Source organism: Ottowia beijingensis (assembly GCF_013423955.1).
Taxonomy (GTDB): domain Bacteria; phylum Pseudomonadota; class Gammaproteobacteria; order Burkholderiales; family Burkholderiaceae_C; genus Ottowia; species Ottowia beijingensis.
Genome location: NZ_JACCKX010000001.1, coordinates 1,004,521 through 1,018,357, shown reverse-complemented (window position 1 = coordinate 1,018,357; position 13,837 = coordinate 1,004,521). Strand labels below are relative to the sequence as shown.

General features: G+C 70.8%; 10 protein-coding genes and 3 pseudogenes. 5 read left to right on the top strand and 8 right to left on the bottom strand.

Features of this window, described 5'->3' with window-relative positions; genetic code table 11:
- Positions 1–26 precede the first annotated feature (26 nt).
- Both H0I39_RS05135 and H0I39_RS21680 read right to left on the bottom strand, forming a co-directional pair.
- Positions 27–737, bottom strand: a pseudogene (locus tag H0I39_RS05135) (translocation/assembly module TamB domain-containing protein); the annotation flags it as partial.
- On the bottom strand, positions 650–1,240 hold the full coding sequence (locus H0I39_RS21680; protein ID WP_308645910.1) for a translocation/assembly module TamB domain-containing protein: 591 nt from the start codon (positions 1,238–1,240) through the stop codon (positions 650–652). The pseudogene H0I39_RS05135 and the gene H0I39_RS21680, both read right to left, overlap by 88 nt.
- 1,478 nt (positions 1,241–2,718) lie before the next feature.
- Here H0I39_RS21680 and H0I39_RS05125 point away from each other — a divergent pair.
- Positions 2,719–3,246: a hypothetical protein gene (locus tag H0I39_RS05125; RefSeq protein ID WP_180549793.1), complete on the top strand. Its 528-nt coding sequence runs from the start codon at positions 2,719–2,721 to the stop codon at positions 3,244–3,246.
- Positions 3,247–3,513: 267 nt separating this feature from the next.
- On the opposite strand, the gene H0I39_RS05120 is transcribed toward H0I39_RS05125, so the two are convergent.
- A complete protein-coding gene (locus tag H0I39_RS05120; protein ID WP_180549792.1) occupies positions 3,514–4,278 on the bottom strand; it encodes an AsmA family protein in 765 nt (254 codons plus the stop codon).
- Positions 4,278–6,209 carry an autotransporter assembly complex protein TamA gene (locus H0I39_RS05115; RefSeq protein ID WP_180549791.1) on the bottom strand — a complete coding sequence of 644 codons (1,932 nt, stop codon included), beginning with the start codon at positions 6,207–6,209 and terminating at the stop codon, positions 4,278–4,280. The genes H0I39_RS05120 and H0I39_RS05115 overlap by 1 nt, the downstream gene beginning before the upstream one ends.
- A 137-nt stretch (positions 6,210–6,346) precedes the next feature.
- On the opposite strand from H0I39_RS05115, the gene H0I39_RS05110 reads away from it, so the two are divergent.
- Both H0I39_RS05110 and H0I39_RS05105 read left to right on the top strand, forming a co-directional pair.
- A complete protein-coding gene (locus H0I39_RS05110) occupies positions 6,347–6,895 on the top strand; it encodes a hemerythrin domain-containing protein (protein WP_257645633.1) in 549 nt (182 codons plus the stop codon).
- Positions 6,896–6,989: 94 nt separating this feature from the next.
- Complete coding sequence (locus tag H0I39_RS05105) at positions 6,990–8,414, top strand: patatin-like phospholipase family protein (RefSeq protein WP_180549789.1); 1,425 nt, start codon at positions 6,990–6,992, stop codon at positions 8,412–8,414.
- 33 nt (positions 8,415–8,447) lie between these two features.
- On the opposite strand, the gene H0I39_RS05100 is transcribed toward H0I39_RS05105, so the two are convergent.
- The 3 genes from H0I39_RS05100 to H0I39_RS05090 all read right to left on the bottom strand — a co-directional run bounded on the left by H0I39_RS05100 (position 8,448) and on the right by H0I39_RS05090 (position 11,257).
- Positions 8,448–9,635, bottom strand: coding sequence for a vWA domain-containing protein (locus tag H0I39_RS05100; RefSeq protein ID WP_180549788.1), 1,188 nt, complete (start codon positions 9,633–9,635; stop codon positions 8,448–8,450).
- Complete coding sequence (locus H0I39_RS05095) at positions 9,629–10,270, bottom strand: GNAT family N-acetyltransferase (RefSeq protein WP_180549787.1); 642 nt, start codon at positions 10,268–10,270, stop codon at positions 9,629–9,631. Before H0I39_RS05095 ends, H0I39_RS05100 begins: the two co-directional genes overlap by 7 nt.
- A 144-nt stretch (positions 10,271–10,414) precedes the next feature.
- Positions 10,415–11,257: an AAA family ATPase gene (locus H0I39_RS05090; protein WP_180549786.1), complete on the bottom strand. Its 843-nt coding sequence runs from the start codon at positions 11,255–11,257 to the stop codon at positions 10,415–10,417.
- Positions 11,258–11,366: 109 nt separating this feature from the next.
- Here H0I39_RS05090 and H0I39_RS05085 point away from each other — a divergent pair.
- Positions 11,367–12,031, top strand: a pseudogene (locus H0I39_RS05085) (c-type cytochrome).
- 140 nt (positions 12,032–12,171) lie between these two features.
- Here H0I39_RS05085 and H0I39_RS05080 read toward each other — a convergent pair.
- Positions 12,172–12,611 (bottom strand): annotated as a pseudogene (locus H0I39_RS05080) (DUF1841 family protein).
- Positions 12,612–12,674: 63 nt separating this feature from the next.
- Between H0I39_RS05080 and H0I39_RS05075 the strand changes: the two are divergent.
- A complete protein-coding gene (locus H0I39_RS05075) occupies positions 12,675–13,622 on the top strand; it encodes a 3-hydroxyacyl-CoA dehydrogenase NAD-binding domain-containing protein (protein WP_180549784.1) in 948 nt (315 codons plus the stop codon).
- Positions 13,623–13,837: the final 215 nt, after the last annotated feature.

Sequence of the window (13,837 nt, the reverse complement as noted above, 5' to 3'; positions counted from 1 at the left end):
GATTGTATCGGCCGGCCTGCTCGGCTTCAGTCGAAGGTCAGTCGGTAGATCAGGTCCACGGCCGAGTTCTCGCCGGCCTGGCCGCGCAGCGTCCAGCGGCGCGACAGCTCGAGGAAGATCATCAGCGTGCCGCCCGTGCCGGCCAGGCTGTGCTCGTAGGCGGCGTACAGGCGGTCGGACAGGCGCTTGCCCAGGGTGACGCTGGCGCTGCTCAGCTCGCCGTCGCCGCCGCCCGAAAAGCTCAGCTCGTCCAGGCCGAAGTTGGCCGCCAGCCCGCGCCCTTCGCGCCCGCCCAGCAGGGCCAGCGCGGCCGACTGCAGCATGGCCGCCTCGGCGCCGCTGTTGGGCGCCGGGCGGCCCAGCAGCAGCCAGGCCAGCGTCTGGTTGTCGGGCAGGGCGGGCTCGGAATACAGCCGCACGCGCGGCAGCAGCGCCGTGCCCATGACCTGCACACCCACGCGCTGGTCGCTGGTGTAGTTGGGGCGCAGGGCCACGATGTCGAGCGTGGGGTTGCTGATCTGTCCGCTGAAGTTGATGAAGCCGCGCTGGATGATGAGCTGCTGCCCGTAGGCGCGGAAGGTGCCGCCCTCGGTGCGCACCCGGCCGACCAAGCTGGGCATCTCGGTCAGCGGGCCCTTGGCGGTGAGCGTCAGCACGCCGGCCAGGCGCGTGTCGATGCCCATGCCTTGCAGGCGGAAGTCCTCACCCAGGTCGACCTGCACGTTGACGTTGGTAGCAGCGGCCCGGCCTCGCTGGCGCGGGCCTGGGCGTCGGCCTTGGCGCGCGCGGCGTCGCTGCGGGCCTGCTGCTGCGCGGCCTGCTGGCCGGCGGCGCTGGTGGGCCGGGCCACGGCGCCGGGGCCTTCCTTGCCGTACATGATCTTGCCGTCGGGCCCGCGCACGATCACGTCGTCGCCCAGCGTGGGCCGGTTCTCGTCGGGCAGCAGGATCAGCGCGCGGTCCACACGCAGGCGGCCGTCGGCACTGAGGGTGCGGCCCTCCAGCGCGGCCTGCACGTTGCCCGAGACGGTGACCTGCCGGTCGTCGCGGATGCTGGCGCGCAGCCGCTCCAGCGTGGCGTTCAGGCGTGCCTGCGCGCGGCCGTCCACCAGCCCGGCTTCGCCGGTGGCGCGCAGCCGGCCGCCGCTGCCTTTCTCGCCCGCGCCCTGCAGCGTGAACTCGTCGATCAGCAGGCGCGTGCCGTCCAGCCGGGCGCGCAGGCGCCCGCCCTCGAACTGCACGCCGTCGACGATGGAGCGCAGCGCCACGTCGTCGGCCGTCACGGTGCCGCTGACCAGGGGCTCGCCGCGCGTGCCGGCCACGCGTGCGTCGGCCGCCAGCGCGCCACGCAGGCGCCAGCCGGGCGGCGCCAGCACCGACCAGGCGGCAATCTGCGGCAGCCGCGCCTGCACCTGGCCCTGCAGCGGCGCGCTGTCGGGCCACGACCAACTGGTGTTGCCGTCGTCGTCGCGCGCAGCCGCCAACTCGGTGCGCAGCTGGCCGTTGATGGTGCCGGCGCGCTCGCTGTCCCACACCAGGTTGAGGTTGAGCGCGTTGCCCTCGCTGCGCAGCGTCAGGCGCGCATCGCGCAGGCCGGCGGCCACGCGCGACTGCACGCCGGTCTGTGCGTCGGTGGTCAGCACCGTGATGTCGCCGCTGGCGCGCACCAGGTTGGCGGTGACGCGCAACTGCTGGCCCAGCGCGGCGTCCCAGTCGCCGTTGAAGACGATGTTGCCGGTCAGACCGGCGTCCTGCAATTGCGACCCGGCCACGCGCTCCACCCACTGCAGCGGCAGGCCGGTGATGCGGCCGGTGGTGGTGAGCGCACCCTGGCGCCAGCGCACCGGCCCCCAGGCCACCTGGGCCTGCGACGTGGGTGCGGACGAGGTGATGGTCAGATCGCCGGCACCCACCTCCAGCTGACCGCCCTGTGCCGGCGACCAGCTGAGCGGCACGGCGCCGCGGCTGGCCAGCTGCCACACGCCTTCGCCCAGCGCCGGGTCGCGCACGCCGGCCCGCAGGGCGCCCAGGTCGAAGCGCCAGGCCGACGCCGCCAACGAGGCATTGGGCGTGGTGCGCCCGCCGCTGGCGGTCAGGCGCAGGTCGAGCTGGCGTTCGCCCTGCAGCACGCGGCCGCTGGCGGCGATCCGGGCCTGGGCCAGGCGGCCATTGATCGTGGCCTCCAGCCCGCGCGCCTGCAGCGGCGTGGCGGCGGCGCCGGGCGGCGTCCAGTCGAACGAGGGCGCGTGGAGGCGCGCCTGCACGCTCGGGTCGCGCCAGCCGCCGCGCCAGCTGCCGTCCAGCGTGGCGCTGCCGCGTGCCTGCGCGCCGGCCAGCGCGTCGCCGGCGCCGGGCAGCTTCTGCGCCCAGGCCAGCAGGCGCGCGGCGTCCTGCACGCTGGCGCGCAGGGTGCCGGCGCCGGTCGTGGGTTGCAGCTCGCCCTTGACCACGGCGCTGGCGCCGGGGGCGCTGAGCGTCAGGTCGGCCCGGCCGCCGGGTGCGTCGGGGCGGACCTGGGCGTTGCCGGCCAGTTGCGCATCGTCGGTGCGCACGCGCAGCGCGCTCAGGCTGAGCAGGCCGTCGGCCCAGCGGCCGGTGGCGGCGGCGTCGCGCAGGCGCAGCGCGCGCAGATCGCGCGCCAGCGCCTCGCTGGCCGATTCGCCGCGCCGCGCGGGGGCTGGCGCGCGTGGGCCGCGCCTGCAGTGCCACGTCGAAACCGATGCCGGCGCCTTCGCCCGTCACCTGGGCCGTGCCGTCGAGCGGAAAGGCGGCCAGCTGCGTGTGCACGCGCGCCGGGTTGACGCCGGTGATGCGGGTGTCGATCTGCCAGGTGCCGGCCGTGCTGGCTGGCGCCGCGGCCGCACCGTCGCCCGTAATGGGGGCCGAGCCCGCGGGCGTCGGCGCGGTGGCCGGCTGCGTGGCGGGCGGGCTGACCCAGCGGCCGGTGGATTCGACGCTGCCTCCGCCCACCTGCGCCTTGAGCGCGCGCACCGTGGCCACGCCGCCCTGCCAGGTGACATCGGCCAGCAACTGCTCGACCGGCAGCTGGCGCTGGTCCCACGGCCCGGCGGCGCGGTTGGCCAGGTCGGCGTCGACGGCCCAGCCGGGCGCGCCGCCGTCGGGCAGCGGCGTCACGTCGAGCCGGCCCGTCAGTTGGGTGCGCGGCGCCTCGGCCCAGATGGCGCCGACGTCGAGTGCCCGCACGCGGGCATGCGCCTCGGGCAGCGGCTGTGCCGCCCAGGGGTGATGCGGGCGGTGACATGGGCTTCCGGGATGTCACTGGCGGCGGCCGGGGTGGCGGGCACGGCGGTGGCGCCGGCGGTTGGCGTGGTCGGGGGCGGTGCTGCTGGAGGCGTTGCTGCGGAAGCGCGTGGGGTCGGCCCCGGCGCAAAGCCTGCCAGCGGCGGCAGCGCCGGAACGGCGGGCGCTGACGTACTGGGCGCCGTCGGCGCGGCCTGCAGATCTGCCTGCGCCTGCAGCTCGGTCAGCGGGCCGCGCAGCGTGGCCTGCAGGGTCAGCGGCACCGGCGCCTGGGCACCGGGCACGGGGCGGCCAGCGCGCCCGCCATGGCGACGTCGACGCGGATCGGTGCGTGCGCCGTGGCGGCGGCGCGCAGGCGGTAACTGCCGCCTTCGATGCGCGCGCTGTCCAGCTCCAGCAGGTGGCGGCCGCCGTCGTAATCAAAGCGGCCGGCCACATCGCTCAGCGTGTAGGGAGGTGGGCCGGCCCATTGCAGCTCGCCCGCGCGCAGCGCCTTCACCTGGATGTGCAGCGGCAGCGCGAAGGATTCGGGTGGGCCGGCGGCGGGCTCGTCGCCTTTCGGCCGCTGGTCGTCCACCACGATGCGGCGGGCGCTCAGCGTGTCGATCTGCAGCGTACGCGCCAGCAGGGCGGCGGGCGTCCACTGGAGCTCGGCGTCGTGCACTTCCACGCGCAGGCCGTCCTTGTCCCACACCAGGCGGCGCACCTTGCCGCCGCTGCGCACGCTGCCGGTGACTTCGTCGGACACCAGCGGCTGCTGCGCGCCGGCCCAGCGCAGCGCGGTGGCCAGCGAGCCCTCGCTGCCCGTCCACCACCACAGGCCGCCGAGCGCCAGCAGCAGCAAGGCCAGCAAGGCCGCCAACAGCCCGCCCAGCCAGCGCCAGATGCAGCGGCGCCGCACCGGTGGCGTCGTTGCGGTTTCAGAGTCAAATTGGCCTTCAGCGCCCGCCGGTCGGGCGCTGGCAGCTATTATTTCAGGAGTTTTGTCGTCCGCAGGGCGCGGCTCTGGCGCGGTCATCAGAACACGAAGCCCACGTTCATGTGCAGCCGGATGTCCTTCGACTTCAGGCCGTACGCAATGTCCAGCTGCATCGGGCCCACCGGCGTGATCAGGCGCACGCCGGTGCCCACGCCCCAGTGCGCGCGCAGCTGGTTGACCTCGTTCGCCACGCCGCCGACGTCGATGAACAGCGTGTGCTCCAGCAGGCCGGGAAAGCGCTCGCGCATGATCGGGCGCTGCCATTCCATGCTGCCCACGGCCATGTAGCGGCCGGGGCCCACCAGGTCGTCGAACGGGATGCCGATGCGGCGATAGCCGTAGCCGCGCACCGTGTTGTCGCCGCCGGTGCGGAACATGTAGGTGGCCGGCAGCCGCGCCTGCTTGTCGGCCAGGATGGCGCCGGCCTCGGTGCGCAGCGCCAGCCGGCTGCCGCTGCTGCCCACGGGCACGATGCCCAGCGCGCGGCCGTGCAGGCGCAGGAAGGGTTTGCGCTCACCCACCGTGGTCATGCCGATGCCGATGTCGGTGCCGAGCCCATAGCCGCGCGACGGGATGGGCAGGCTGTCGAAGTAGCGCCCGGTCCAGGCGTAGTTGGCGCTGACGGCGGCGCCGTCGCCCAGCAGCGCGTCGGGCACGTTGCGCGTGCCCGAGCCGGTGACGCTGGCGTGGTCGTACTGCAGGTAGAAGTTGCGGTCGTACTTCTCATCGGTGCGCAGCGTGCCCAGGCGCAGCGTTTTGGAGGTGGTGGTCAGCGCGCCGTCGTCCTGCCGCATGTAGCGCGCCAGCGCCGCCCAGCGCCAGCCGCTGGCGCGCGGCAGCGAGGTCCATTCGGTCTGCAACAGCGGCGCCTTCTGGTCGAAGTGCAGCTTGGTGTCGGCGCGCCAGCTGGTGCCCAGGGCGGTGTTGTCGCGGTGCTCCAGCGTCAGGCGCGGGCCGCCGTCGGTGCTGTAGCCCACGCCCAGCTGCACCTTGTGGCGCTTGGCCTCGGTGACGGTGTAGGTCACGGGCGTGGCAGCGGGGTCGCCCTCGGGGTCGATGCTGATGTAGGCCGAGTCGTAATAGCCGCTGCCGGCCAGGCGCTGCTGGGCATCCACCAGCTTCTTCTGGTCGTAGATGTCACCGGGCTTGAGCCACGACAGCCGCTCGGCCAGCTCGGGCGGGTAGCGGCTGGCGCCCTTGACGGTGGCCGCGCCCAGGCGGAACAGCGGGCCGGAATCCAGCCGCAGGCCCAGCTTGACCCGCGCCTCGGCCGCGCTCACGTCGGCCAGGCTGTAGGCGATGCGGCCCTGTGGGTAACGGCGCTCCACCAGGCTGCGCAGGGCGCCGGTCTTGGCGCTCGACCAGCGGTCCTGCGTGAAGCGGCGGCCTTCATCCAGGCTCCAGTCGGCCACGATGCCTTCGCGCTGGCCGATGGCGTCCGCATCGGCCGAGGCGGCGATGTCGCCCTCGAAGCCGATGTCCACCCCGGCGATGGTGGCGGGCTCGCCGGGCGTGATGGCGATCACCACCGTGGGCCGCGCACTGGGCGCGCCTTCGCGACGCACACGCACGTCGGGGTTGAAGTAGCCCTCGGTGCCCAGCAGGTTGCGCACGTCGCGCTCGGTCACGGCCATCAGGCGGGCGAATTCGGATTCGTCCAGGTCGGTGAGGGCGCGGTAGCGCTGCAGTTCGCTGTGGCGCTCGACCAGCCCGCGCAGGTCCTCGTCCTCGCACTCCACACGGATGTCGAAGGCGGTGACGGCCGGCGCGTCACCCGTGCGCGCGCCCACCTGGCCGGCGGCGGTGGTGTCGGCGCGTGGCGTGGTCGCCGTGGCAGGCTCGGCGTTGTCGTTGAGCCCCAGCCAGGCGCAACCCGGCAGCACCAGCAGCAGCGCCAGCAGGGCGGCGGCGCAGGGCAGTGTGCGGCGGGCAGGACCGGCCGCAGGCGAATCGGGGCGCGTGCAGGTCACCCGCTCGAGTTTAGTGGCCCCCTTGTCGGACAAGGCCGCGTTTTGCCTCTGAACATGCGGGTTGGAGCCATTCCAGCGCGCGGGGTTCTTGATCTGCGTGCAGGCGAAGGGCGGTCGTCGGCAGGACAATGCCCCGCATGGCCCAGTCTTCCGTCAGCCTGCCCGGCTTCGCATCGCCCGGCGTGGGCTTTGAACAGCCCTTCGAGATGCTCGAAGCTTGCCACGAGCGCGTGCAGCGCAGCCTGGCGCTGCTGCAGCGCCTGGTCGACCACGTGGACCGCAACGGCCACGACGCCGATTCGCGCAGTGCCGCGCGCGACGTGCTGCGCTACTTCGACATCGCCGGCCCGCACCACCACGAGGACGAGGAGCGCCACGTGTTCCCGCCGTTGCAGCAGCATGCCGACGCCCTGGTGCGCGATGCCGTGGTGCAGCTGCAGGCCGACCACGTGCAAATGCACGACCAATGGCAGCGCCTGCGCGCGGTGCTGCTGGCCTGGCGCGACGCCGAGCCGGCGCCCGCCATCACCGATGCGGATCGCACCCTGGTGCGCGACTTCGTGGCCGCGTACCAGCGCCACATTCCGCTCGAAGAGTCGGTGGTGTATCCGGCGGCGCGGCCCCTGTTCAGCCCGGCCGAGCTGGAGCGCATCGGCACCGAGATGGCGCAGCGCCGGCGCGGCTGAGGCGGCGCGGCCCATCGCCCTTCGGCCGCTAACATCTCCGGATGGCGTCCAGCGAATCACTGAACCCGGCCAGGCCGCGGGCCAGCTCCGCCGCATGCGGGTGATCGGCGGGCGCTGGCTGGCCGTCACCGCCTGCGCGGCGCTGCTGACGGCGTGCTCGTCGGTGCGCCCCTGGCTCAACACCGCCATGCAGGCCGATCAGCTGCGGTCGATGCACGTGAACGAGACGCGCGACCCGAGCCTGGTGATGGCGGTCACCATCTCGGGCGGCGGCGCGCGGGCCGCGGCGTTCGGCTACGGTGTGCTGCGCGAGCTGGAAGACCACGAGTTCGACTGGCGTGGCCGGCGCCTGACGCTGCTGGAAGCCACGGATCTGATCAGTGCGGTATCGGGCGGGTCGATCGTGGCGGCGTATTACGCGGCGTTCGGCCGCACCGGCCTGCCGCGCTTCGAGCACGACTTCCTGCGGCAGGATTTCCAGCAAAGCCTGCTGGGGATGATGGCGCGCCCGGGCAACCTGCGCGACCTCAGCTCGCCCTGGTTCGGCCGCGCGCACCTGCTGGCGCGGCGCCTGGACACGCTGTACGAGGGCAAGACCTTCGCCGACCTGGAGCGCAACCCGCGCCACCCGCAGCTGATCGTCACCGCCACCGACCTGGCGCGCGGCACGGGCTTCGAGTTCACCTGGGACCAGTTCACGCTGATCTGTTCCGACCTGGGCCGGGTGCCCCTGTCGTTTGCCGTCGCCGCCTCGTCGGCCGTGCCCCTGCTGCTGAGCCCGGTCACGCTGCGCAACTACGCCGACCGCTGCCCGGCCGAGGTGACCCGCCGCATCCAGGGCGATGGCGCCGTGGCCCGCGCCGGCCCGGCCGACTTCCGCCGTCGCTTGTACCGCGCGCAGGCCGATGCCTACCTGAACGCCGCGCAGCGCCCCTACATCCACCTGGTCGACGGCGGCCTGTCGGACAACCTGGGCGTGCAGCGGCTGCTGGACCGCGCGCTGATGGAAGGCGGGCTGCGGCAGACCTTCCGCGAGGTGGTGATCCCGCCCGGCAGCGTGCACAAGGTGGTGCTGGTGGTGGTGAACGCCGAGCGCGAGCCAACGCACGACATCGACGCCAGCGACACCGTGCCCGGCATGTTTGACGTGGCCGAGACCCTGCTGTTCGGCGCCGGTGCCCGCAAGACGCGCGAGACGCAGGAATACCTGCAGGACGTGATCCGCGAGTGGAGCAGCGAGCTGGAGGCCCACGCCGCGGCGGGCGCCAGCGTGTTCGCGGCCGATGCCGACATCCACGTGATCATGGTGAACCTGCGCGACGCGGCGCTGCACAGCGACCGCCGCCAGCTGCTGCGCGTGCCCACCGCCTTCACCGTGTCCGACAGCGAGGTGACCGAGCTGATCACCGCCGGGCGCGAGGTGCTGCGCTATTCGCCCGACTTCCAGGCGCTGGTGCGGGCGCTGGGCGCGCGCGGGGTGTTTCCCAGCACGCGTTCAGTGAATATGAAGGAAAAGTGACTGCAGGCGCCGCCAGTCAAGCGCAGGCAGCTATTATTTAGAGAGCATTCGCATCGCATCCTCCAGCCCCTTGAGGGTGAGCGGAAACATGCGCTGGCCCATCAGCTGCTGGATGATGGCGATGCTCTGGCGGTACTGCCACACGCCCTGCGGTTCGGGGTTGATCCAGGCGAACTTGGGGAAGGCGTGCGTCAGGCGCTGCAGCCATTCGGCGCCGGCTTCCTCGTTGTTGTATTCCACGCTGCCGCCGGGCTGCAGGATCTCGTAGGGGCTCATGGTGGCATCGCCCACAAAGATGAGTTTGTAGTCCTTGTTGTACTTGCGGATGATGTCCCAGGTCGGGAACTTCTCGGCAAAGCGGCGGCGGTTGTTCTTCCACATGAAGTCGTAGACGCAGTTGTGGAAGTAATAGAACTCCAGGTGCTTGAACTCGGCCTTGACGGCCGAGAACAGTTCTTCCACGCGCTGGATGTGCTCGTCCATGGTGCCGCCCACGTCCATCAGCAGCAGCACCTTCACGTTGTTGTGGCGCTCGGGCACCATCTTGATGTCGAGCCAGCCGGCGTTGGCGGCGGTGCTGCGGATGGTGTCGGGCAGGTCCAGCTCCAGCTCGTTGCCCTCGCGCGCGAACTTGCGCAGGCGGCGCAGCGCGACCTTGATGTTGCGCGTGCCCAGTTCCTGGCTGTCGTCGTAGTCCTTGTAGGCGCGCTGGTCCCACACCTTCACGGCGCTCTTGTTGCCGCCCTTGCCGCCGATGCGGATGCCCTGCGGGTTGTAGCCGCCGTGGCCGAACGGGCTGGTGCCGCCGGTGCCGATCCACTTGCTGCCGCCCTGGTGGCGTTCCTTCTGCTCTTCGAGACGCTTTTTCAGCGTCTCCATCAGCTCGTCCCAGCCCATCTTCTCGATGGCGGCCTTCTCTTCGGGCGTCAGTTCCTTCTCGAGGATCTTGCGCAGCCAGTCGGCCGGGATTTCCTTGCGGAAGTCGGCGATCTGCTCCACACCCTTGAAGTAGGCGGCGAACGCGCGGTCGAACTTGTCGAAGTGCTTCTCGTCCTTGACCAGCGCGGTGCGCGACAGGTAGTAGAAGTCGTCGATGCTGCACGCATCGGGCTGGCGCGGCCCCACCACGTCGGCCTGCAGGGCCTCCAGCAGGGTCAGGAATTCCTTGACCGACACCGGCAGCTTGGCGGCGCGCAGGGTGTAGAAGAAGTCGATCAGCATGGGATGCCCTCCCGTGGTCGGGACAACCGGAAGTCCAGATGGGCCCGCACGGCCGGCCATTCGCTGGCGACGATGCTGTAGACGCAGGTGTCGCGCAGGCTGCCGCGGGCATCGGGGTGCGGGTTGATCTGGTGGCTGCGCAGCACGCCGTCGAGCCTGGCGCCCAGGCGCTCGATGCCGCGGCGGCTGGCGTGGTTGAAGAAGTGCGTGCGGAACTCGACCGCGATGCAATCCAGCGTTTCGAACGCGTGCGCCAGCAACAGGCGCTTGGCCTGGGTGTTGAGGGCGCTGCGCTGCACGGCGCGGCGATACCAGGTGGAGCCGATCTCGAGCCGGCGGTTGGGCGCGTCGATGTTCATGTAGGTGGTCATGCCCACCGCTCGACCGGCCAGGTCGCCGGCCTGCGCAATCACCGCGAACGGCAGCATGCTGCCGCGCGCCTGCAGGCCCAGGCGGCGCTCGATCTCGGCCGCCAGGCCCTCGGGCGTGGGCACGCTGGTGTACCAGAGCTTCCACAGCTCGCCATCGCGCACGGCCTCCACCAGGTCGTCGTGGTGATCGGCGCGCAGCGGCTCGAGCCGCACGTCACGGTCGCGCATCACGCAGGGCTGGATGAACTCGTCGGCAGTGGGCATGGTGGGGCGATGGTTTCTTGGGCAGGCCGCGCAGCAGGCCTGATCGAACGGTCGCGGAGCAGACCCTTCGGGAACGCCGTGGCCGGGGTCTCCCCGGCCACCAGCGTTGTCCCCTTGGGGAAGGCGCCGCAGGCGACTCAGGGGTTATCTATTTCTTTGGTTCATGAACACCAGCTTCTCGAACAGCGTCACGTCCTGCTCGTTCTTCAGCAGCGCGCCCACCAGCGGCGGCACGGCGATCTTGCTGTCGGCGCTTTGCAGGGCTTCGAGCGGAATGTCCTCGGCCACCAGCAGTTTGAGCCAGTCGATCAGTTCGCTGGTGGAGGGCTTCTTCTTCAAGCCGGGCAGGCCGCGCACGTCGTAGAACACCTTCATCGCGGCCGACAGCAGCTCTTTCTTCAGGTTCGGGAAGTGCACGTCCACGATCTGCTTCATCGTCTCCGGCTCGGGGAACTTGATGTAGTGGAAGAAGCAGCGGCGCAGGAAGGCGTCGGGCAGTTCCTTCTCGTTGTTGGAGGTGATGAAGACCACCGGCCGATGCTTGGCGCGGATGGTCTCGCGCGTCTCGTAGCAGTGGAACTCCATGCGGTCCAATTCGCGCAGCAGGTCGTTCGGGAATTCGATGTCGGCCTTGTCGATCTCGTCGATCAGCAGCGCCACCGGCTCGTCGGCCGTGAAGGCCTGCCACAGCACGCCCTTGACGATGTAGTTCTGGATGTCCTTCACCCGGTCGTCGCCCAGCTGGCTGTCGCGCAGGCGGCTCACGGCGTCGTACTCGTACAGGCCCTGCTGCGCCTTGGTGGTGCTCTTGATGTGCCACTGCAGCAGCGGCAGCTTCAGCGCCTCGGCCACCTCTTCGGCCAGCATGGTCTTGCCCGTGCCGGGCTCGCCCTTGACCAGCAGCGGGCGCTTGAGCGTGATGGACGCGTTGACGGCCAGCATCAGGTCCTGCGTGGCGACGTAGTTCTCGGAGCCTTGGAATTTCATGGTGAAAAAGCAGCGCTGTGGCGGGGTTAATCAGGGTACTGCCGGCATTGCAAGCGTGATTACAATCCGCCCTGACCTGGATCAAACAAACTTGGATTGTGCGCGCAAAATGAAAACGACCCTGTCCCCCATGTTCGCTGCGCTGGCCCTGACCGTGGCAGCCGCCCTGCCCGTGCAAGCCCAGGTCACCGGCGACGCCGCGGCCGGTGCGGGCAAGGTCGCCATGTGCATCGGCTGCCATGGCATCGTGGGCTACAAGTCCAGCTTCCCGGAGGTGTACCGGGTGCCCAGGATCTCGGGCCAGAACGCCAAGTACATCGAGGTCGTGCTCGACAGCTACAAGAAGGGCGACCGCAAGCACCCCAGCATGCGCGGCATCGCCACCTCGATGACCGAGCAGGACATCGCCGACGTGGCCGCCTACTACGCCGCGCAGGGCAAGGTGGAGGGCGCCGCCGCGCTGCCGGCCCCGCGCGAGCCCAGTGCCCAGGTGGGCCAGCTGCTGCAAAGGGCGCCTGCGTGTCGTGCCACGGCGCCAACTTCTCCGAGTCCATCGACCCGAGCTACCCCAAGATCGCCGGCCAGCACCCCGACTACCTGTACGTGGCGCTGAAGGCCTACCGCGACAACACCAACGCCACCTGGGGCCGCGGCAACCCCATCATGGCCGGCATGGCCAAGCAGTTTTCGAACGCCGAGCTGAAGGCCATGGCCCAGTACATCGGCAACCTGCCGGGCGAGCTGAAGACGATTCCGCAGTCCAAGTTCCGCTGATCGCGCCGCCGCCTGCCGGCGCGCGCGTCCAGACAAGAAGCCCGCCGCATGCGGGCTTTTTCATTGTGCGGTGAATTTGAGTGTTTCAGGCCTGCGGCGCCCGTGTATCAAGCGCTGGCAGCTATATTTTAAGTAGCAAATCAACCTGCATCGCGCGTGGCCCGCCGCTGCACGGCGGCGATGTAGGCGTCGCCATCCGGCGGGCGGCCGCTGGCTTGCGCATCGGCCAGCATCTGGCCCAGGCATTCCATCACCTCGTGGTGCGCGGCGTGCAGGTCGCCGCGGCGGGCGGCCAGCAGTTCCACCGCCTGGCGTATGCCGCGCGGCTGGTCGATGCTGCATTGCTCGCTGATCGACAGGTGCATCGACAGGTGCAGAAACGGGTTGCCGCCCACCGCACCGTCGCCATAGTCGCGCGCCACGGCGGCCTCGGCGTCGCCGAAGTCGGCGTGCCACTCGGGGTGCTCGGCGATCCAGCCGGCGGCCAGCTGCTCGATGGCTTCCATCGGCTGGCCGGCTTGTTGCCTGGCCCAGGCGCTACAAAAAAGCGTCGGACTTGTTCCTGTGAGGGTGCGAACATGGGGCCAAGCGTATCATCCGGCGGCAGGGCCGTGCGTGGCGCCGACAGCCCATCGAAGACTCCATGAACACCATCCAGACTCCGGTTTCCACCCGCATCGCCATCGTCGGCGCCGGCTCCATGGGCAGCGGGCTGGCGGCGCTGTTTGCGCGCCAGGGTTTTGCGGTGGCGCTGATCGACCCCGTCGACGGCGCGCTGGCGCGGGCCGATGCAGCGATAACGCGGCAGCTGACCGCCGTGGGCGCCGAGGTGGCGGCGGTGCGCGCGCGCATCGCGCCGTCGCCCGAGCTGGCTGCGGCGGCCAGCGCCGATCTGGTGATCGAGGCCGCGCCCGAGCGGCTGGAGCTGAAACAGCGCCTGTTTGCCGAGCTGGACGCGCTGTGCCCGCCGCACACCGTGTTCGCCACCAACACCTCCGGCCTGTCGATCAACGCCATCGCGCAGGCCGTGGCGCGGCGCGACCGCTTCGTTGGTGCGCACTTCTTCACGCCGGCCGATGTGATTCCGCTGGTGGAGGTGGTGCGGGGCGACGCCACGTCCGACGCCACCATCGACTTCGTCATGACCACGCTGCGCGCCGCCGGCAAGCGGCCTGTGCTGGTGCGGCGCGACATTCCCGGCTTCATCGCCAACCGCATCCAGCATGCGCTGGCGCGCGAGGCCATCGCGCTGCTGGAGCAGGGCGTGGCCAGCGCCGCCGACATCGACGAGGTGGTGCGCTGGAGTCTGGGCATCCGCCTGGCGCTGACGGGGCCGCTGGAGCAGCGCGACCTGAACGGCATCGACGTGCACCACGCGATCGCCAGTTACCTGTATGCCGACCTGGAGAACCGCAGCACGCCGGCGCCGCTGATGGCGGCGATGGTCGAGCGCGGCGACATCGGCGCCAAGTCGGGCCGCGGCTTCTACGACTGGCCGCCCGAGCGGCGCGAGCGCGTGCAGGCCGACAAGGCGCGCGCGCTGGCCGAACTGGCGGCGTGGCTGCAGCGGCGCGAGCAGGACGCTGCGTGATGCAAAAAGCGCTTGATGCGCAACCAGCCTCAGACGGTGTTGTGGGAGCGGGCTTGCCCGCGATGCCGCGACTCGCCACGCCGGCCGCTTGATCGCGGGCAAGCCCGCTCCCACACAGCGGATGCGGCCCGCGCGTAATCCAAGATTTCTTGATCTTTAAAATAAAAGATAGCTGCTTGCGCACACTGCAAAAGGGTTTCAGATATAAATCGATA